The organism is Pseudomonas congelans (assembly GCF_900103225.1).
Classification (GTDB): domain Bacteria; phylum Pseudomonadota; class Gammaproteobacteria; order Pseudomonadales; family Pseudomonadaceae; genus Aquipseudomonas; species Aquipseudomonas congelans.
In genome coordinates, this window is sequence record NZ_FNJH01000002.1 from 578,097 (window position 1) to 598,313 (window position 20,217).

At 57.8% G+C, this 20,217-nt stretch carries 21 protein-coding genes; 5 read left to right on the plus strand and 16 right to left on the minus strand.

The annotated features are described in order from the left end of the window. Positions 1-104 precede the first annotated feature (104 nt). Positions 105-893, plus strand: a complete 789-nt coding sequence (locus BLR20_RS09685; RefSeq protein WP_054992929.1) for a transporter substrate-binding domain-containing protein — start codon at positions 105-107, stop codon at positions 891-893. 116 nt (positions 894-1,009) lie between these two features. Further along, complete coding sequence (locus BLR20_RS09690) at positions 1,010-2,008, plus strand: hypothetical protein (protein WP_054992928.1); 999 nt, start codon at positions 1,010-1,012, stop codon at positions 2,006-2,008. 56 nt (positions 2,009-2,064) lie between these two features. Here BLR20_RS09690 and BLR20_RS09695 read toward each other — a convergent pair whose 3' ends face one another. The 10 genes from BLR20_RS09695 to BLR20_RS09740 form a co-directional block, all read right to left on the minus strand. Further along, complete coding sequence (locus BLR20_RS09695; RefSeq protein WP_032615754.1) at positions 2,065-3,084, minus strand: branched-chain amino acid aminotransferase; 1,020 nt, start codon at positions 3,082-3,084, stop codon at positions 2,065-2,067. A gap of 151 nt (positions 3,085-3,235) precedes the next feature. Further along, positions 3,236-3,877: a CatB-related O-acetyltransferase gene (locus BLR20_RS09700; RefSeq protein ID WP_054992927.1), complete on the minus strand. Its 642-nt coding sequence runs from the start codon at positions 3,875-3,877 to the stop codon at positions 3,236-3,238. Positions 3,878-3,911: 34 nt separating this feature from the next. After that, entirely contained in the window at positions 3,912-4,796 is an 885-nt protein-coding gene (locus BLR20_RS09705; RefSeq protein ID WP_054992926.1) for a glycosyltransferase family 2 protein, read from the minus strand. A 255-nt stretch (positions 4,797-5,051) separates the two neighbouring features. Beyond that, positions 5,052-5,939, minus strand: coding sequence for a heme o synthase (cyoE, locus tag BLR20_RS09710; RefSeq protein WP_003314082.1), 888 nt, complete (start codon positions 5,937-5,939; stop codon positions 5,052-5,054). A 10-nt stretch (positions 5,940-5,949) separates the two neighbouring features. After that, positions 5,950-6,282 (minus strand): cytochrome o ubiquinol oxidase subunit IV, encoded by a 333-nt coding sequence (gene cyoD, locus BLR20_RS09715; protein WP_002552345.1) that lies wholly within the window; start codon positions 6,280-6,282, stop codon positions 5,950-5,952. Beyond that, the gene (locus BLR20_RS09720) at positions 6,282-6,914 is read right to left on the minus strand and encodes a cytochrome o ubiquinol oxidase subunit III (RefSeq protein ID WP_010429069.1); all 633 of its coding nucleotides are present in this window, start codon (positions 6,912-6,914) and stop codon (positions 6,282-6,284) included. Before BLR20_RS09720 ends, cyoD begins: the two co-directional genes overlap by 1 nt. 3 nt (positions 6,915-6,917) lie before the next feature. Then, positions 6,918-8,930, minus strand: a complete 2,013-nt coding sequence (gene cyoB, locus BLR20_RS09725) for a cytochrome o ubiquinol oxidase subunit I (protein ID WP_032615758.1) — start codon at positions 8,928-8,930, stop codon at positions 6,918-6,920. A 3-nt stretch (positions 8,931-8,933) separates the two neighbouring features. Continuing rightward, a complete protein-coding gene (gene cyoA, locus BLR20_RS09730; protein ID WP_025990861.1) occupies positions 8,934-9,875 on the minus strand; it encodes a ubiquinol oxidase subunit II in 942 nt (313 codons plus the stop codon). 10 nt (positions 9,876-9,885) lie between these two features. Continuing rightward, a complete protein-coding gene (locus BLR20_RS27770) occupies positions 9,886-10,086 on the minus strand; it encodes a hypothetical protein (protein WP_003314077.1) in 201 nt (66 codons plus the stop codon). Between the two features lie 252 nt (positions 10,087-10,338). Then, positions 10,339-10,848, minus strand: coding sequence for a disulfide bond formation protein B (locus BLR20_RS09740; RefSeq protein WP_032615760.1), 510 nt, complete (start codon positions 10,846-10,848; stop codon positions 10,339-10,341). A 611-nt stretch (positions 10,849-11,459) separates the two neighbouring features. Here BLR20_RS09740 and BLR20_RS09745 point away from each other — a divergent pair. From BLR20_RS09745 to BLR20_RS09755, 3 genes are all read left to right on the plus strand, one after another. After that, a complete protein-coding gene (locus BLR20_RS09745; protein WP_003408993.1) occupies positions 11,460-12,356 on the plus strand; it encodes a chemotaxis protein in 897 nt (298 codons plus the stop codon). Positions 12,357-12,421: 65 nt separating this feature from the next. Continuing rightward, a complete protein-coding gene (locus BLR20_RS09750) occupies positions 12,422-12,883 on the plus strand; it encodes a GNAT family N-acetyltransferase (RefSeq protein WP_054992964.1) in 462 nt (153 codons plus the stop codon). A 116-nt stretch (positions 12,884-12,999) separates the two neighbouring features. Then, the gene (locus BLR20_RS09755; protein WP_010429084.1) at positions 13,000-13,755 is read left to right on the plus strand and encodes a YkgJ family cysteine cluster protein; all 756 of its coding nucleotides are present in this window, start codon (positions 13,000-13,002) and stop codon (positions 13,753-13,755) included. Positions 13,756-13,773: 18 nt separating this feature from the next. Here BLR20_RS09755 and BLR20_RS09760 read toward each other — a convergent pair whose 3' ends face one another. The 6 genes from BLR20_RS09760 to BLR20_RS09785 form a co-directional block, all read right to left on the minus strand. After that, a complete protein-coding gene (locus tag BLR20_RS09760; RefSeq protein ID WP_003415292.1) occupies positions 13,774-13,998 on the minus strand; it encodes a hypothetical protein in 225 nt (74 codons plus the stop codon). 93 nt (positions 13,999-14,091) lie between these two features. Next, on the minus strand, positions 14,092-15,090 hold the full coding sequence (locus BLR20_RS09765) for a fimbrial protein (RefSeq protein ID WP_054992925.1): 999 nt from the start codon (positions 15,088-15,090) through the stop codon (positions 14,092-14,094). 1 nt (position 15,091) lies between these two features. Further along, positions 15,092-15,877, minus strand: a complete 786-nt coding sequence (locus BLR20_RS09770; RefSeq protein WP_032615933.1) for a fimbrial biogenesis chaperone — start codon at positions 15,875-15,877, stop codon at positions 15,092-15,094. Further along, complete coding sequence (locus BLR20_RS09775; protein ID WP_074594618.1) at positions 15,874-18,408, minus strand: fimbria/pilus outer membrane usher protein; 2,535 nt, start codon at positions 18,406-18,408, stop codon at positions 15,874-15,876. Before BLR20_RS09775 ends, BLR20_RS09770 begins: the two co-directional genes overlap by 4 nt. A gap of 131 nt (positions 18,409-18,539) precedes the next feature. Continuing rightward, on the minus strand, positions 18,540-19,292 hold the full coding sequence (locus tag BLR20_RS09780) for a fimbrial biogenesis chaperone (RefSeq protein ID WP_032615768.1): 753 nt from the start codon (positions 19,290-19,292) through the stop codon (positions 18,540-18,542). Between the two features lie 63 nt (positions 19,293-19,355). After that, positions 19,356-19,940: a fimbrial protein gene (locus BLR20_RS09785; RefSeq protein WP_003365284.1), complete on the minus strand. Its 585-nt coding sequence runs from the start codon at positions 19,938-19,940 to the stop codon at positions 19,356-19,358. Positions 19,941-20,217 lie beyond the last annotated feature (277 nt).

The following is a 20,217-nucleotide window of genomic DNA, read 5'->3' on the forward strand; positions in this document are numbered from 1 at the left end:
TCCGCCAACTGCATGTTTTGATTACGGCTTCACATCGGCCTGACAAATGAAGCAATCTGTCGACTCCAATAAAACCGACTGCACCGCTGAGAGCATCCAGACTCATGATGAATCTTAAACACAGCGCACTGACCGCCCTGCTGCTGGGCATCACAGGCATAGCTCAGGCTCAGGACTACACCTCGCATCTGGACAAGGTGCTGCAGGCCGGCCAGTTGGCTGTCTGCACCACTGGCGACTACAAGCCCTACACCCTGCTGCGCGAGGACGGTGAATACGAAGGCATTGATATCACCATGGCCCGTTCACTGGCCAAGAGCCTGGGGGTAAATGTGCAGTGGGTGCCCACCACGTGGAAAAACCTGATGCCGGACATGGTGGCCGGTAAGTGCGACATCGGTATGGGCGGCATCTCGGTGAGTCTGGAACGCCAGAAAAAGGCGTTTTTCAGCAACACGCTGGATGTGGATGGCAAAATCCCGCTGGTGCGCTGCGCCGATCAGGCCCTGTATCAGACCGTCGAACAGATCAACCAGCCCTCGGTGCGTTTGATTGAACCAGCCGGTGGCACCAATGAAGCTTTCGCTCGCGCTCATCTGCCAAAGGCGTCCCTGGCATTTCACGACAACAAGACCATCTTCCAGGAGCTGCTGGACAAGAAAGCGGATGTGATGATCACCGACGCTTCCGAAGCGCTCTACCAGCAGAAGCGCATGCCCGGCTTATGCGCGGTCAATCCGACCCGGTACATGCAATACGGCGAAAAGGCCTACCTGTTGCCACGCGACGATGTCACCTGGAAAGGCTACGTGGACCAGTGGCTGCATCTGAGCAAAGCGACCGGCGAGTATCAGCAGGCGCTGGGAGAGTGGCTGGCAGTGCCCGCCGAGTAACTTTGAAGCGGTTTTTCCGGGCACGGCCTTCGACGTCCTGCTGTGCAATGGTTGCAAGGCGTGTCCGGGTGAAATAGCGTGTTGCAGCAACTCCCACTGGAAGGCAGCCAACGAGCATGAAGCCCAGCAAACCCATCACCCGTGCGTACTGTGTGGAACTGCAGCAGGAGCTGTCGATCGCCGCTGCCCGACGTGAATACTTCTCTCAGGAGCCGCCACGCGCACGCTTCGAGTTTCTCTGCTCCACCGAGGCTTGCCGGGCAATGGGGGCGAAAGTCACCGGGGTTCGCTACGACGTGAAGCCACAAGACAACCCGACCTTCGTCGCCGCGCACTTTCGCGCCAATCCGCATTACGACCATCACTCGAGCTGCGAATGGGTGGATGAGCGCGCAGAGGCAGAGGAAGAACCGAACGATCCGCTCGAAGAAACCGATGTACAGACGCGCCTGCGCAAGGCCAAACGCAAGCTGGATGATTACATCGATATATTCGACCCGGTCATCAAGACGCCAGTCAAGGACGAGTCCGGCCCGGAAAAGCCCGATGCCGGCAGTCAGCAACCTGCAGCAAAGCCTCCAGCCACAGATCCCGCCAAGCCACCGGTTTCTCGCTATAGCGAAACCCGCACCAACAATCTAGAGCGGCTGGTGGACAGCTATCGGCAGGCCAAGGCCGAGCTGCCACTGGAAGACTTCAAGCTGCTGAAGCTTAAAATCCCGGGCCAGGGCGAGGTTTCGCTGCGCTCGTATTTTCGCCACATCAAATACGCGCAATCAGGCGATAACGGCCGGGTGCTGTTCGGAGGCGGCCTGATCGAGCAGCGTTACGGGCTGGGCTTCAAGTTCAGGTTCTTCGACCGTCTCGATGGCAAACTGGTGACGCTCTACGTGTCGCCTGCGCAGATGCAGGCCTATCGCTCCAGCCGCTACATCAGTGAGCTGCTGAGCCATGCGGACGACGTGAAGTTTTTCACCGTGTATGCGCTGGGAACGGTCACACAGAGCCCGTCAGGCAAGAGCTACGGCCTGGAGGTGGACGACCTGCGGCATCTGGCGATTGTGCTGGGGCCGGCGAAAGAGCCGGTTGAGGAAGGGAAAACACCTGAGGCCTGAACCTGTGGTCGAGGATCGTTCCAGCGTTCGACGCAGGAACGATCCGGGTCAGGTCATCAGACCTTGACGATCCAGCCGGCTGGCGCCTCGATGTCACCGGACTGAACGCCGGTCAGCTCCTTGTACAGACGCTGGGTCACAGGACCGACTTCGGTCTGGCTGTAGAACACGTGCAGGTTGTCCTTGTAGGAAATCCCGCCGATCGGGGTAATGACCGCAGCCGTACCGCATGCGCCCGCTTCCTTGAACTCGCCGAGCTGGTCGATGAACACATCACCCTCTTCGACCGTCAGGCCCAGACGGGATTTTGCCAGTTCGATCAACGACAGGCGGGTGATCCCCGGCAGCACCGATGGCGACTTGGGCGTCAGGAACACATCGTCCCTGGTGATGGCAAAGAAGTTGGCCGAACCCACTTCCTCGATCTTGGAGTGGGTCTGCGGATCGAGGTAGATGCAATCTGCAAAGCTGTGCTTCTTGGCTTCGGAACCGGGCATCAGGCTGGCAGCGTAGTTACCGCCGACCTTGGCCGCACCTGTACCGTTGGGCGCAGCGCGGTCGTAGCCGGAGATCACGAAATTGTTCGGCTTCAGGCCACCTTTGAAATAGGCGCCCACCGGAATGCAGAAAATCGAGAAGATGAACTCAGGCGCCGTGCGCACGCCGATGTTGTCACCCACACCGATGACAAACGGGCGCAGGTACAGCGCGCCGCCGGAACCGTAAGGCGGGATGAAGCGTTCGTTGGCCTTGACCACCTGCTTGCAGGCTTCAATGAATACATCGGTCGGGACGTGGGGCATCAACAGGCGGGAGCAGCTGCGCTGCATGCGCTGGGCGTTCTGGTCGGGACGGAACAGATTGATCGAGCCATCCTTGCAGCGGTAGGCCTTGAGGCCCTCGAAGCATTGCTGACCATAATGCAGCGCAGTCGACCCTTCGCTGATATGCAGCGTGTTGTCGTCGGTCAGTGAGCCATGATCCCAAGCACCGTCGCGCCAATGAGAAAGGTAGCGCTTGTCAGTCTTGATGTAATCAAAACCCAGAGTGTCCCAGTTGATGCTTTCTTGACTCATAACGCCCTCTATCATTTTAGCGACTGCCTGGTCGAGTCAGGCCAATGCCTTATTCTGCCAGATCATTCAGGCCATGAGGCTCGAAATAAATGCAAACCGACATGGCATTTCTGAATGAGGCTTGCGGGCAGCCGCCTCATGAGTCCAGCGGTCACCCTGCCGGGAGTGGAGGCGATACCTGACGCTGGCGAATGTAGTCGATAAACGTGTCCATATCCGAACTGCACAGTGTTCGTGCAACGGACTTGACCTCTTCGACAGGCCAGTCCCACCAGGCCGCCTGAAGCAGGAGCTGGCGAATTTCCTCGTCGAACCGCCAACGGATGAATTTGCAGGGGTTGCCTCCCACTACCGAATAGGGCGCTACGTCCCGAACGACCATCGCACCTGCCGCGACAATGGCGCCATGGCCGATGGTGACACCCGACACAATGGTTGCATTCGCGCAAATCCAGCAATCGCTGCCGATCACAACATCGCCCTTGCTTGGCGCGTAATCCTGAATATCCGCGACTTGCGAGACCATCGCCGGGAACGGGTATGTGGTAATCCAGTCCGTGCGATGTTCGCCGCCCAGTAGAACTTTCACGCCTTGGGCAATGGATGTGTAAGCACCGACCCTGAATACCGCGTCGTCACCGAAATCGACAATATCCGGGATGCCATAAGTCCCCACGCCGACGACCGCACGCGGGTATTTCAATCTGATTTTTTCGGCATGCCTGTCCAGCTTGTCCATCTTGCGCAACTGCTTGCGTATTTTTCTATTTTTCAACAGCTCGATGAATTTCATATCTTCAATCACATGTTCTTGGACCAGGCCGCACCTACCGATAGCTCAACAGCAAACGCTTGCAGCGCCGCAAGGTCGTTCTATCGATATGCCTCCATGGTATGGAAAACAACAGACTCCAGGCATATCGCTTGTCCGCAACCGCTGCATATTTCAAGGCTTTGTTGATGGCCTGTGTACGGCCGCTCTGGTATTCGCGATGATCCCGATAAGGCTCGATGCTTTTCAGATCAGCCTCAAGCAACACCTTGTACTTGCGCGAAAGGTTGTTCGGATGACGTCGATAGCGCGTGACGATCTCGGGGAGCACATGAATTTCATAGCCCAGGTGAGCGATTTTCAGTGTCGCCTGAAAATCCTGAACCCTTATCTGCGGATCATAGCCGCCCGCGTCCTTAATGGCCTTCATGCAGTACAGCGCGACCGGCGCACCGACGACCACCGCACCGCGCAATATGTCGTCGAATGTCAGCCGCTCGATGTAATCGCGAGACTGATTTTTGATTTCCTTGCCGTCAGAGTCCATGTAGCTGATCAACGCGCCCACACAGCCTACTGCGGGATGATTGTCCAGATACTCGGCACGGATCCGCACCGATGAGGGAAGCATGATGTCATCCAGATCCGGCGTAGAGAGATAAACGCCTTTGGCGTACCGCAGACCATGGTTGAGGGCAGCACTGACGCCTTGATTGGCCTGACGGTAGAGTTGGAAAGGATAGCGTTGCTGCAGCGACTCGAGCATGGCAATGCTGTTGTCGGTAGAACCATCGTCAACGACGATGACTTCGAAGTTCTCGTAGTCCTGAGCAAAAATGCTCTGAATCGCGACCTCAAGAAATCGCTCGGCGTTGTAGCAAGGGGCAACGATGGAAACCAAAGGGCTGGGCCTCAGGTTCTGACTTTCTGAAGACATCATGGGTAGCAGCCATAATCATGATCAGCCCTGACGGGCTCGGAAACCGGATATATGTCACAGGTCGCTTGAAAACGGCACATCATGCGGCAAGCGCTCCTGTTTTTCCATGAAAGGTCAAAAACGTCCTGTGAACAGGCATTTACGGCCGCTAAAAACTGCAGACACGTCCTGTCTTTCAACCAGTGTAGATCGACACTCGAAAAAAAACCCCGCTCTTCGCAGAACGGGGTTTTTCAGGTCGCGTACCAAGTGGAATCAGAAGGCGTAAGTCACCAGCAATTCTTTTGTCACCTGAAAGTCGACCGACATCATCACGCTCAAGGCAGTGATGGTGAAGATCGAAAACACGAACAGCTTGCGAGCCCAGACAGTATCGTCAACGGCCTTGTAGCCCTTCCAGGCCATGTACAGCCAGTACATGCCCATACCTGCTGCTACAGCCAGGTAGTTGAGGCCCGCATAGCCACCGACGGTCAACATCAGGGTCGCTACGAGGAACGCCAGGATGTAGAGCATGATGTGGCGCTTGGTAACCAGAATGCCGCGCTTGACCGGCAGAACCGGAATCTTCGCAGCACGGTAATCATTGAAGCGGAAGATGGCGATTGCATACGAATGCGGCATCTGCCAAAGGCTGAACATCACCAGTAGCGTCAGGGCCGCAAAGTCGAAGCTGTTGCTCACTGCGCAGTAGCCAATCACCGGCGGCATTGCCCCCGACAGACTGCCCACCAGCGTGCCATGAACGGATCTGCGTTTCAGGTACAGGCTGTAAAGGCCGACGTAGATCACGAATCCGATCACTGCAAACAGTGCGGCCAACGGATTGGCCTCGGTGTACAGCAGGCCAACGCCTGCAATACCGAGCAGGGTTGCGTAGAGCAGCGCCAGTTTCAGTGAAACCAGGCCCTGCACCAGAACCCGGTTACGGGTTCTTTCCATTCGCTGATCGATATCGCGATCGATGCAGTTATTGAATACACAACCGGACGCAACGACCAGGGAAGTACCGATGACCGCAGCGAGGAACACGCCGAAATCGATATTTCCCTTGGAAGCCAGAAAAAAGCCACCTGCCACCGAAAGCACGTTACCGAAAATGATCCCCGGCTTGGTGATTTGGATAAAGTGCTTCAGTGACATCTGGTATTCCTCAATGCGCCATCATTTCGCGGTGGACGCTGAAAATGATCCACAGCGACAAGCCGACCAGCAGGACGATAACCATCGTGGTAAAGGCGAAGGCCATCACGTTGTTACGTTGCACGCTTGTGAAGTCCAGATGCAGGAAGTAATGCAGGTGCACCAGAATCTGGATGATCGCGAAGACCAGAACGATTGCGATCGTCATGTCCTTCGGCAGCGAAGGCGACATCACCAGGGCAAACGGAATGGCGGTCAGGATGATCGACAGTACGAAACCGATGATGTACGACTTCACTGAGCCATGACTATTGTCTTCAGCGGAGTGATGCGAATTTGACATTACAAAGCTCCCATCAGATAGACAACGGTGAACACGCCGATCCAGACAACGTCCAGGAAGTGCCAGAACAGGCTCAGGCAGCTCAGGCGCGTCTTGTTGGTGTTGGTCAGGCCCTTTTTCTGGACCTGGAACATCATGATCGCCATCCAGATCAGACCGCTGGTCACGTGGACGCCGTGCAGGCCTACCAGCGCGAAGAACGCTGACAGGAAGCCGCTGCGGCTCGGACCGTAGCCTTCGTGGATCAGGTGATGGAATTCATAGACTTCCATACCGATAAACGCAGCACCACACAGGAAGGTCAGTGCCAGCCAGCCCAATACCTGGCTTTTATTGCCCTTGTACAGTGCCAGCATGGCGAAGCCGTAAGTGATACTACTGACCAGCAGGAACGCGGTTTCCACAGCCACGAATGGCAGCAGGAAGATGTCCTGGCCCGACGGGCCGCCCGCGACACTGTTGACCATCACGGCGTACACCGCGAAGAACGAGGCGAACAACACGCAGTCGGTCATCAGGTACAGCCAGAAGCCGTAGACCGTCATGCCACCGCTGTCGTGGTGATCGTCATGCCCATGATCATGGTCGTGACCGTGATCGTGGGCTCCGGAGTTGATTGCAATATTTGACATTGTTTAAACCTGTTCCAGCGAGGACTTGACAGGAGTGTATGCACCGTTGGCCGCCAGGACCTTGTGATGCTCACCTTCAATACGCGCTACATCTTCAGCAGGCACCATGTAGCCCTGGTCGTCACGCATGGCGTGAGCAACGAAGACGGCAATGGTCGCAACCAGGCTTGCGCCTACCAGCCACCAGATGTGCCAGATGAATGCAAAGCCGAAGACCGTCAGCAACATACCCATGTACAGGCCGGTCGCCGTGTTGTTAGGCATGTGGATCGCCGAGTAGCGGGCAGGAACCTTGTAAGCGGTACCGGCACGTTTAGCATCGGTGAACGGGTCGATGTCGTCAGCTTTTGGCAGCTCGGCAAAGTTGTAGAACGGTGGAGGCGATGAAGTGGACCATTCCAGGGTATGGCCATTCCATGGGTCACCGGTCAGATCGCGGTTGCTGTCGCGGTCACGGATGCTCACGAACAGCTGGATAAGCTGCGAAGCGATACCCATGGCGATCAGCACGGCGCCGAACAGCGCGACGTCCAGGTAGATGTTCCACTCTGGCATGTCAGTAGCGTTCAGACGACGGGTCATGCCCAGGAAGCCCAGCGCGTACAGCGGCATGAATGCGACGAAGAAGCCGACGATCCAGAACCAGAACGCTGCCTTGCCCCACTTCTCGTTCAGGGTGAAACCGAACGCTTTAGGGAACCAGAACGCGAAGCCGGCGATGTAACCGAATACCGCACCGCCAATGATGACGTTGTGGAAGTGAGCGATCACGAACAGGCTGTTGTGCAGCACAAAGTCAGCACCCGGGATCGCCAACAGAACGCCGGTCATGCCGCCGATCGAGAAGGTGACCATGAAGCCCAGGGTCCAGAGCACCGGCGCAGTGAAGCGCAGACGGCCCTGATACATGGTGAACAGCCAGTTGAATAGCTTCACACCCGTCGGGATCGCGATCAGCATCGTCGCCAGACCGAAGAAGGCGTTGACGTTGGCACCCGCACCCATGGTGAAGAAGTGGTGCAGCCAGACCATGAAGCCCAGGATACAGATCGCACCGGAGGCAAAGATCATCGACTTATGGCCGAACAGACGCTTGCCGGAGAACGTTGAGATGACTTCCGAGAACACACCGAATGCCGGCAGGATCAGGATGTACACCTCAGGGTGGCCCCACGCCCAGAACAGGTTCACGTACATCATGGGGTTACCGCCCATTTCGTTCGTGAAAATGTGGAAGTCCAGGTAGCGGTCAAGGGTGAGGAACGCCAGGGTAGCGGTCAGGATCGGGAACGAAGCCACGATCAGGATGTTTGCCCAGGTGCAGGTCCAGGTGAAGATCGGCATGTCCATCAGTTTCATGCCAGGGGTACGCATTTTCAGAACGGTCACGAGGAAGTTGACCCCCGTCAGCGTCGTACCTAACCCGGATAACTGTAGCGCCCAGATGTAGTAGTCAACCCCCACGCCAGGACTGTATTGCAGCCCGGAAAGAGGCGGATACGCAACCCAGCCGGTCTTGGCGAATTCACCGACACCCAGAGACAGGTTGATCAGCAGCATGCCTGCGACCAGCAGCCAGAAGCTCAGGGAGTTCAGGAACGGGAACGCCACGTCGCGAGCGCCGATCTGCAGAGGCAGAACGATGTTCATCAGGCCCGTGAAGAACGGCATCGCCATGAAGATGATCATGATCACACCGTGAGCGGTGAAGATCTGGTCATAGTGCTCAGGCGGAAGGAACCCTTCAGCACCGTTCTGGGCCATCGCCAGTTGGGTACGCATCATGATCGCGTCGGCAAAACCGCGCAGCAGCATGACCATGGCAACGACGATGTACATCACGCCGATTTTCTTGTGGTCGACAGAGGTCAGCCACTCAGACCACAAGTACGTCCACTTGCGGAAATAGGTGATCAACCCGACAACCGCAATGCCGCCAAGCGCGATCATGGCAAGTGTCACCATGACTATGGGCTCGTGGAACGGCACCGCTTCCAGACTTAATTTGCCAAACATCGTTTACTCCTCTGCCCCAGCAGCTGAATTTTTGCCTTTTTCCGCACCAGCCTCACCGGCTACTTCCTTCTCACCAGCAACAACCTTCTTGCCCGGATTCATACCTTCATACTTGTCGATGACGATCTGGAACAGGTTCGGGGTGACCGAGGAAAAGAGTTCGACAGGGTTGCGTTCGCTCGGCTTGATCAACTCGGCATATTCGGCCGTGCCAAGCTTTTTGGGCGAGCTCTTGACTTCGCTGACCCAGCTGTCGAAATCAGCCTGGCTGGTAGCGATGGCCTTGAACTTCATGCCGGTAAAGCCTGCGCCACTGTAGTTGGCCGAAATACCGTTGAATTCGTGATTCTCGTTGGCGATGAGGTGCAGCTTGGTGTGCATGCCCGCCATCGCGTAGATCTGACCACCCAGGCCCGGGATGAAGAACGAGTTCATCACGCTGTCCGAGGTGACCTGGAAGTTGATCGGCGTCTTGGCAGGGAACACGATCTTGTTGACCGTGGCGATGCCGTAGTCCGGGTAGACGAATACCCATTTCCAGTCAACCGAGATCGCCTGGATGGTAATCGGCTTGACGTCCGAATCAAGCGGACGGTAAGGGTCCAGCGAGTGAGTCGAGACGTAAGTGATGTACCCCAGGAAGACCAGCAACAGCATGGGTACGCCCCAGACTGCGATTTCGATCTTGGTGGAGTGAGACCAGTCCGGCGTGTACTTGGCGGCCTTGTTCGATGCGCGATACTTCCAGGCGAAGATCAGGGTCATCAGGATGACCGGGATCACGACAATCAGCATCAGCAGCGTTGCGATTATGATCAGGTTCCGCTGCTCGATACCCACCTGCCCTTTTGGATCGAGCAGAGGTACGCCATCGCATCCACTGAGCAAAAGCATACAGAAAAGGGCCAAGAAGCCAAAAAACCTGGGGTACCTTTTTTTACTCATTTCACGACCTCTAAAAGCAGCTTGCGCGGTGCAGTTGGGTTTCGACCGCCAACACTTCGCCCTGCCAGTGCCGGCTAATTTTTTTGAATTGAACAAGGGCCGCCAGTACGCACAGCGGCGTATCGACAAGTCCGGGTTTAGCTATGGATTCTTGTTTTTTGAGTTGCTGGAACTGCCCAAAACTTCGGGCAGACGCTTTCGACGCGGCCATTATACGCCCTCAGAGGCAAGCGTTGCGCTGCCTGTTCAGAGTGCACAGGGGACGCTCCAAGCCTCAAAATGCTGATCGTTCGGCCAAGCTGAACGACAACTGACGGGGATTGTAGATACGTAAAATTTTAATGACTATGCCTAATTTTGTAACAGTTATTCTCTAAATACGTAACAATCCCTCTTCAAACGCATCATTACACGCGAAAAAAGCCCCGCATTCACGGGGCGTTTTTAGCCAAAGCCCCTGTAGTTAGTAAGGGTTGCGGCGGTTGCGGATGATGCACGCCGGTACCAGAACTGCAGTCAGGACAAAAGCCGTCAGCGCCCATTGCGCGAGTGACAATCCGAGAACCGGCGGATATGGCGTCGTGCAGAAACCGCTGACCTGGAACCCTGTAGGGAACAGTGTAGCCAATGGCAGGCCATCGACAATCGGCTGCAGCACATCGATGCCGCAGCTGTCGGACGGATGGGCGAGGATCCAGACATGCCGGCCGGCAGCGGCAATGCCGCCTAGGGCGCTGAGGGTAACCAGAGTTTCAAATGCCGTGACGCTGCGGCGCCCGGGCATGGCTGCGCCGATGAACGCGAAGATGGCGATGAACAACAGCGCGTAACGCTGCAGGATGCACAGCGGGCAAGGCGCTTCGCCCAGCACGATCTGCATGTACAGGGCGCCGCCGATCAGGGCCAGGCAGATAATGCCCAGCAAAACCAGAAAGCGCTTTTCGCGTCTCAGGTACAACGTTTTGTCGCTCATTCACATACCTTACTGAACTGATGAAAGGATTGGTCAACGCCATACAGCGTGCGTTCGCAGCCTGAACGGAGGTATACGGCCCTGGCTGCGCCGAGGCGTGCGCGATGATCATCTGTCTGATTCGGCAACTCAAGCATTGGCCAGCCATACGGACGCATTTGCCGGCCAGGTGGTCTGCGTGGCAGCAGATCCACGACCGCAGGACGTTTTTGCAGGGGCCGGATGCAAAGCCCTTCTATATATAGAACGGTGCGTCAGTTTGTCGCACCTCTTCCTCTATATATAGCTGCGGTATTTTGTCGCAGGACGCCTTTCTGGCAAAGCACTATGGCGTGCGAACCCGCTACGCAGGCTGTCGGAATACAGAGAGCGACAATCTGCCGCCCTCCCCAGGTTTGACGCAACCGAAGCCAGACTGCCACTATCGGCACGTGGGCAGTCCGCTTGTCAGGCGCGCCACGGTGCAGTGCAACGACTTCCAATGGCAAGCGAACGGCACGCTCGGCTGTCGGTTAAAAATCCTCAAGCCAGCGCGCCTCAGGTCGATAACCTGTCATAGAAAGTTGTTTGCCGCTACCAGGCGACGAAACACCTACAGCCAGAAGGTTCATATGTCCAAGAACGTCCGAGCAGATTCACTTTCGCTGCTCCTCTTCACGTTGCGCAGCGGCAAGCTGATGGCGATCAACCTGCTCAAGGTCAGCGAGATCATTCCCTGCCCGCCTCTAACCCATCTTCCCGAATCGCACCCACACGTCAAAGGCATCGCGACGTTACGTGGTTCGTCGCTGTCGGTTATCGATCTGAGTCGTGCGATCGGCGAGCGGCCGCTGGCCGATCCCGACGGTGGCTGCCTGATCGTTACGGATGTCAGCCGCTCGAAACAGGGCCTGCATGTTCAGGCCGTGAGCAAGATTGTGCATTGCCTGACCACCGATATCCGTCCGCCACCCTACGGGTCGAGCAGCAAGTCGTTCATCACCGGGGTCACCCAGGTCGACGGCGTGCTGGTGCAGGTACTGGACATCGAGAAAGTGATCCACGGTATCGCCCCTGCGCAGATCGTCGTGCAGTCCACAGAGCTGGCCAAAGAGGATGCGGAACTGCTGAGCAAGGCGCGGATTCTGGTCGTCGACGACAGTCAGGTTGCCCTGCAGCAGTCGATCATTACCTTGCGCAATCTCGGCCTCGAGTGCCATACGGCACGCAGTGCCAAAGAGGCCATCGATGTCTTGCTCGATCTGCAGGGTACTGCGCGGCAGATCAACGTGGTGGTTTCCGATATCGAGATGTCAGAGATGGACGGCTACGCCCTGACCCGCACACTTCGGGATACCCCGGACTTCAGTGACCTGTACATCCTGCTGCACACCTCGCTCGACAGCGCGATGAACAGCGAGAAGTCGCAGATCGCCGGGGCCAATGCCGTGCTGACCAAGTTCTCGTCACCCGAGTTGACCAAATGCCTGATCGAGGCCGCACGTACGGTGGTCGCCCAAGGGCTCTGATCCCTGAGCGCACAGCGACACAACGTCCGAACATGACCGATGCATCCGCCGCGCATTACTGGCTGATGCGTCGGGATCTCGCAACACCAGTGCCACCCCCGGCCTGGCCGCCTGGCATCCAGCCACATCCCCTTACACTTGAGCGAGCCGCAGAGGTTCACCGCCTGCTGACCCTGGGGTATGGCAGCGCGGCAGGCTGCGTAGCGGATTATCCGGACTGGCTGGCCGCATTCGAACGCGATCCCGAATGCGATCCGTCGTTGTGCGTTCTGGCCATGCGTAACGAAACGGTAGTCGGTGTGATCGTGTGCTGGACCAGCGCATTCATCAGGGACCTGGTGGTGTACCCTGATGTGCGACACAGCGGGATTGGCCACGCCCTGCTCAATCATTTGTTCACCCATCTGCGTACGCGTAATGAAGCATCGGTCGACCTTCACGTCATGGAAAACAACCTGGCGGCGCGGCGGCTTTATGAAAAATCCGCAATGGTCTATCTCAAGCGTTTCGACATCCCTGCAGCCTGAACCCGCGACCGACACGCCAACGACTGGCGCGCAACTTGCTTCCCGAGAGACACCAAGCGAGTGAGTGACCAATTGTTGTCGCTTGCCGCCTACCTGTTGGACGGGTCATCGAGATAATGGACACCAAGTTTTCCTGCGTAGGGTGTGGCGGCTGCTGCACCGACCATCACGTACCGCTGACGCTCGACGAAGCCGCGCAGTGGGCGGCCGATGGCGGCAACGTCATCGTGCTGACCGAGGCATTTCTGAGCAATGGCTACGGGGTTTCCGAGACGCAGCTGACCCATGCCAGCCGTCGCTCGACCGAGGTCAGCAGCGGCAGTACCACAGCCTTTGTGGCGATCACCTTCGCGGCCTACAACGTGGGGCGCTGCCGGAATCTTGACGAGAAGAACCTGTGTCGCATCTACGAGCGCAGGCCATTGGTCTGCCGAATCTATCCGATGGAGATCAACCCGCACATTCCGTTACGCCCGGAGACAAAAGGCTGCCCGCCAGAGTCGTGGGAGCAGGGTCCCGACCTCATCGTTAACGACAGGCTGGTCGATACACAACTGATAGACCTGATCGAACGGTCGCGTCAGGCGGACCGGGATGAAATAGAGACCAAACAGCTGATTTGCCAGAAGCTGGGCATCCGCACTACCGCCCTCAAGGGCAACGGTTTCGTCGCCTACCTGCCGGACATGGACGCGTTTGCTGCGGCCATCGAACAGGTCGCAAATCCTGCGCAGGATGAGCGGACCCAAGGTTCGAAGTGGGAGTTTCACGTAGCCGGCCAGCACGTCCTTGACACCCTGCAACAGGAAGGTGCCGAGGTGACTGACCGGCAGCCGGTTTCCTACCTGTTCATCCCCTTGCAGGCGGCCTGAGCAGGATCACTCAGGCGATCAGCGCTTGCCCATCGACCTGCGGGTGCCAGCCGGCGCGACGCCCGGGGTCTTGTGGTGTCCGTGCTTGTTGTTTTTCTGATGCCACGCCGGCTCCTTTTTGGCTTGGGCAAACTCCGAAGGCTTGAACGGAAAGCTGAAAGGCGCAATGACAGCCTTGTTTTCAGTGTCTGCGACGGAGTCGGCTGCGGCGTCTTGAACAGGAGGTTGTTCAGGCGTGGTCATGGTGTCACCAGAAAGTCGAATTGGCCGGGCAGATGCCCGCGGCCGCGCAGCATACATCAATCGCCGCACAACCGCCCGAGCCTCCTGTCGCCGTCATTTGTAGAACAGATCGACCATCACCTCGGCATTGAACGTTCCAGGCCTTGGCATGTTGGTGTTCCACAGCAGTTCGGCATTGAAGTCAGCCCTGGCAGTGTTGGTTTCGCCGAGCAATTCCGCCAGATGGAATGGTTCGTTGTAACGTAGCAGCTGACCGTTGACTGCACTGGTAATGCGTATCCCCAATGAATCATTACCGACGGGGATCAGCAGCTCGCCAGACAGATTGCCCGTCACCGGCCTGAAACGTGCATCGATGCTGAACGGCGAATCACAGCTGCGGCTGGTCAGCAGGGAGAATGTCTGGGTGGCAGCCACTTTGCCAATGGCCACCTGGTGTATCGCGACGTCGCCAAATTCCACGGTTTCCGGGAGCACTTGCAGATCGGCGTCGCAGGCCACGAACCTTAGCCCGCGCAGGTTATTGATCACATAACTGAAGCTGCGCCCTGACAGCCGACTCGAGTCTGTCGCGCCGCCCAACTGAAAAAACCGGTAATCCAGCAGGTCACTGGCCACGCCGGAGGACGGTGTGGCGCCGAACTTCTGGATAAATACCGAAAACGCCAGGCTGAAGCGCACCTTCGGGCAGTTTTCGAGCGTGCTTTCACCCTCGCGACATATCGGCAGGTAGCTGCCGGTACTGACCCGTCCATTGCCTTGCAGGTGATCGATCCCCTGCAACGTCATGCCGGCCCGAATTCCCTGACCGATCGAACGATTGTCCGGATTCAGGTAGATAAAAATCTCTTCTGCTTCGGACTGCCAGCCCTCTCTGGCGCATTCGACCTGAACATTCAGAGGTTCGGAACGCCATACCACTTCCCCGTCAGGAATCGACTCCGGGATTGCCACCGTACTGCTCAGATCATCGTGAATTTCGGTTTCGCCGGTCCCTTGAGTGGTACAGACCAGTGCGAAGGTGGAGCCCGGATGCAGTAACAGCAATACGGCAAGGGATCGCAGCCAGCCTCTGGCAGAGAGATGTTTCATATCAGCATTCGTCCTGAAGGGAATTGTTTTTCGGCAGCCTGGCTGTAGTGGCCGTCTGTCCGGTGAGCTGTGCACAATGTGTTCGTCGGCCGCCGTAGTCGGTCAGCGCCTGGAATGAAAAACGATGTGTGGCAGAGGGCTCGACACTCGCCGGCACAACCATCGCCACTTGGGCGCCCGGCGCCAGCAGCAGATGATTGCCGAGCGGCACATCGTCGATATGCAACGCTTGCAGAGCGGCGTGGTAGGGCGTGGGGTTACTGACCGTCAGCAACAAGGCGTGCGTCGGGTCATGAGTCAGTGTCCACAGCAGCCGCGCGGGGGTATCGGCCGGATCACCGTCAAGACCGGGGGGCCGGTAGAACACATTGATGCGCTGGCGCACGGCGATGTTCAGTTGTCCCACGCCGTCCTGGCGGCGGGGTACCTCGAGCACATACAGATGCAGCAACGACTCGTATTTCTGAGGCATGCCTGCGCCCTGATACAGCACGCGCAGGGCCTGCCTGCCACCCACCGCCAGACGCGAAAGCGGTGGTGTGACCAAGAATGGCAGTGCCTTGCGCAGCTCAACCGGGGTGTCGTCACCATCCGCGGCGTCGCTGAGCCAGGCTTGTAAAAGCGCCTCGGACTTGCCGCGATTGCGCACCTCTAGAGTGACTTCGCGATACTGCCCGTCGAAAATCAGCCGCGTTCCGCTCAGCGAAACAGCCCCGTGCGCCGCAAAACCTGTCGCCAAAAGCAAACTCGTCAACACCGCCTTGCATGAACCCGCGAAGGCGCTCATCGGCATACCACTCTGATCCGCTCATAGGCTCGCGACGGATCTCTGGGCGGCAGCGAGAATGCTGCCTGACAACGTTGATCGGACCAGCGCACCCACAGGCTGCCGGCATCCTGCTCGCTGAGCACCAGCGCCTGACTGCCGGGATCGACCACCGCCAGCGCCCTGCCCTGCTCATCTTCGACACTGGCACCCAGCGGCACCTTGCTGCCATCGGCGCGCACCAGTTCGAACTGGACCCGGCGGCCCACATTGGCCTTGAAGCGCACCACGGGTATCGCGCCCCTGCGCGGCACGATCTGGGTGATGGCGTTTTCCAGATCGACATCAGCACCCAGCTGCCGGGTATCCAGGCTGACCCAGTTGGTGCGATAGGCCTGCGCATAAGGCAGAACCGCATAGCCGTTGCCGGAGGTCTCGACATTACTGAACGACTTCAGGCGAGCGCCACCGACATCCGGCACCTGAACCAGCGCAAAGGTTTCCCCCAAGGACTGCCCCAGATTCACGCCACCGGCATGCGCCACCAGCGAACCTGCGGCGGACAGGCTGAATGCATCGTAGTCCTGGCCCTGGCTGTAACCAGCTTCGAAACGGCCGAATGCCGTGCTGGTGCTGAGCTTGCCTGCACCAAAACTACCGGAGGTGCTGTCACGTCCGGCCTGTACCGAATAGAACGTATCGCGGTCGCCGAGCACCTGGCCATTGAGTCCGGCAGTGGCGTTGTACTCGCCACGGCTGTCGCGCACCGCGTTGAAAGACAGTCGCGACGAGCCGGGGCTGGATCCGAGCGGAAGAGTCACGCTCAGGGCAACACGGTTGTCGGTGCTCGCGTCACCGCTTCGCCCGAAATCCTCGTTGCGTTCGATGGACAGACTGTAATTGAGCGAATGCCAGGCCGCGTTATAGGACAGGTAAAGTTGCCGGGTCTTGCCGGGCAGGTTCCAGTAGCGCTGCTCGGAAGCAGTCAGGCTCAGCGACGCCGCCTGGCCAGGCACGATCTGGGTGATGCTGAGTTCCAGCCGATCCCGCGCAAGGCCAGAGGACAGCACTCGCCGCTGCGGGCCGCTATCGCTGACATGCTGGCTCAGGGTCCGGTATTGCTCGGTCGAATACCGATAACCGGCCACAGCCAGGGTGGTGTCGGTGAAGTCCAGCGTATTGGCATAACGCACCCGCAGGCTCTGACCGCTGCGCGCCTGCCGATCCACCTTGCTGACCGACCGGGTGAGGTCCATCGACACCGCGCCCAGCCCGGTGTTGACCCCGGTGCCCAGGTTCGCGGCTTGATAAGCCTCGGCCAGTTGCACCCCGGCGAACCCGGTAATCCGTTCGGAAAGACCATAGATCAGGGCTACGCTGGCAAACGCCGGAGCGGCCTGCTGATCATCATTGGTGTCGACCTGCCCGCCGGCCAGGCTATAGCGTAACGAGCCTGCGGGAACCATGATCGGCAGCGACGCGTAGGCCTGGGTGAAGGTTCGCACACGCCCGTCGGCTTCGATGACAGATACCGACAAGTCGCCATTGGAGCCACTGGGGTAGATATCGGCAATCTCGAAAGGCCCGGGGGACACACTGCCGCTGTAGAGCAGAAAACCGTTCTGGCGAACTTCCACGGTCGCATTGGTTTCGGCAATACCGCGGATGACCGGGGCATAGGCCCGCTCGCTGTCAGACAGCATGCCATCGTCAGAGGCCAGGGCCGCGCCCCTGAAGCGGACACTGTCGAATACCTGCGAATCGGTAAACGTCTCGCCCAGCGTGAGCTGGCTTTTCAGGGCAGTGATATCGCGCTGCGCGAAGGTACGGTTGCTGCGATAACGCCAGGGCCTGTCACTGCCGCCCACCAGAGAGGACTCGTTGCGCAAACGCCAGGCGCCGACGTTCAGCCCGCTTCGCAGCCCCACGTAGTACTGATCCGATTCCAGGCCCTTGTTACGCCGCCGGCTGCCATTGAAGTTGTAATTGATAAAGCCTGCGGTCTCGCCCTGATCCCACAGCTCCGGCGACACATAACCGCGGGTACCGCGCGACATCACCGCTTGCGGCACACTGATTGCCAGTCGCAACGCGCCGGGCTGATAGTCGACGCGGGCAAATTCGACACGCGCGGGCAGGTCGAAACAGGCTTGGGCAGATGCGTCACCTGATGGCAGACGACTCAAGTCCAGACCGAAGCTCTGTAGCATCTCGAGCGACAGACAGGGCTCGATCAAGCCTGATAGCGGATTTTTCAAAAAGCGAATATCCCGCCTGCCGCTCAGCTTGCGATTGACATAGATATCAACCCGGTAAGTACCGGGCAATACACTATTGGAACGCAGAAACTCCTGGAGGTCTGCCGGCTGATCGCTTCCCTGGATAAAAGCCGTGTTGAATCTGACTGCGCCGTTGCCACCCGACGAGGCGGCCGACGCGCTGACCGCAAACATCAACGTTAATCCGAAAGCGATACCCGGCGCACAGCGTCGGGGGTGAGGGAGCGCGCACTGGGCCATGACTCCCTGGTTAACTTCTTTGCGCCATTCCATAGCGGTCTTCACTCTACTTCGGCTGTCGCGCGCGCCGCGCAATCCTTTTACACAGACGCAGGTCTGCCGGGCTGTCTTGTCACTGCGGCCCGACGGTTTGAATAATGAACGCTGACAGTGGCTAAGCCAGCTTATCGGGGCGACGCCTTGCCGGCGTTAACCGGTTGTTTATTGATAAGGGTTGCCTGATAAGGCACTTGTCCGCCGTAGTCATTGAGACTGACGAAACTCAGAACCAGCGGTGCACTTGCCGGCGGGTGCTGTAACGGAATACGCAGACGCTGATGCGGCGCCAGCATCTGGCTGTCCAGACGGGCAAGTTCGGTGTCATGTTGGCGTATGGAAATCCTGAGCATCGAGACATGATAGGGGCCGGGATTTTCGACCTGTACACCGGTGTCATCGCCCCATTGCCAGTTCAGTTTTTCCGGTGCCTGCTGTGGATCACCCTGCAAACCATCAGGCCGGAAGAAGACTTTTATGCGCTGACGTACCGCGATCTGCAGCGTGTTCTCTGCTGCGGTCTGGGGTATTTCCTGAACATTGAGCCATAACACCGATTCACGATCGGTGGGCATGTCGGTACCGGAATGAATGATCCGCAATAGTTGCCGGCCACCCCCGGCCATACGCGTCAGTGCGGGTGTGACAATGAACGGCAGGTTCTGCAGCGTTGGGTTATTGCTGCCCGCTGCCACAGGAGATTCAAGCCAGGACTGCAGGAGAATCTCTCCCCCGCCACTGTTGTGAACACCCAGACTGACCTCTTTATCATTGCCCTGGTAAATGACTCGCGTCGTATTCAATACGATGCCCGCCTGAACGGCGGATGCGCAGGACAACAACGCAACAAGCATCGTGTAGCGGAAAAAATCGAAAAACATGCTGGCGTTCGCCTTGAATTCGGTAGAGGACAGAGCGAGCGCTGCCCGCCCTGCCCGATACGATTACTCGTAATCCATCACGAACGGCAGGAAGCCGTCGGCATTACCAGGATTGGTGGGCGTGCCGTTAAGCACATATACCGCGCCAAAATTGATTTCAGCGGTGGCACCATTGGCGCCATCCTTGATGAGCGTGGTGTCGACGGTTTCGTCACCACTCAGATCCATCAGCACACTGGACGCATTGAGCAGGCCGATACCGACGCCATCGGCCGCACCGGTGGTGCGCAGGAGTTTCGCGTCGTTGTTGTCCAGGCCACTGCCGTTACGGGCAATAAGGCGCATCTTCACCATGTTGTATTGGTCTGCACCTGCACTGCAGTTGACCAGCAGCTGGATGGGGGCAGCCGTTTCGAACCGGCTTTCGCTCGATACACCGATATCAGAGAAGGACACATTGCCCAGGTCGATATTGATTTCGCCGGGGTTGGTCCCCGCACTGACACCCGTGCCCGGCCCCACATCGCAGGAGATATTGGTCAGTGTTCCGTTGAAGACCATTGTGCCGTTGTTCGCCGCACTGGCGGTACCTGCCATGCCAACGCCCATTACGCCCAGAACTGCCAATGTAAGAGAACGCTTTTTCATGCTAACGACCTTCCTTGTGTTATTTCGTGTGTGCCCGCTATCGGACGCTGAGCACTATAGAGCCAGGTCTATTTCAGTGCTGTCAGCCCGATAACTTTCACCCCGCAGACAACACAACACGACACGCAGGACAGGTCTGTAGGAATAATTATAATTCGTGCCCGGCACACTGATAAAAACCCTTTTCCACACAGAAGCGCGCTTTAACTCAAGCACAGACTACCGATGTCTTCACTATGGCCGAGGTTATTTATCGTTCACATTTTTCGAGCACTGG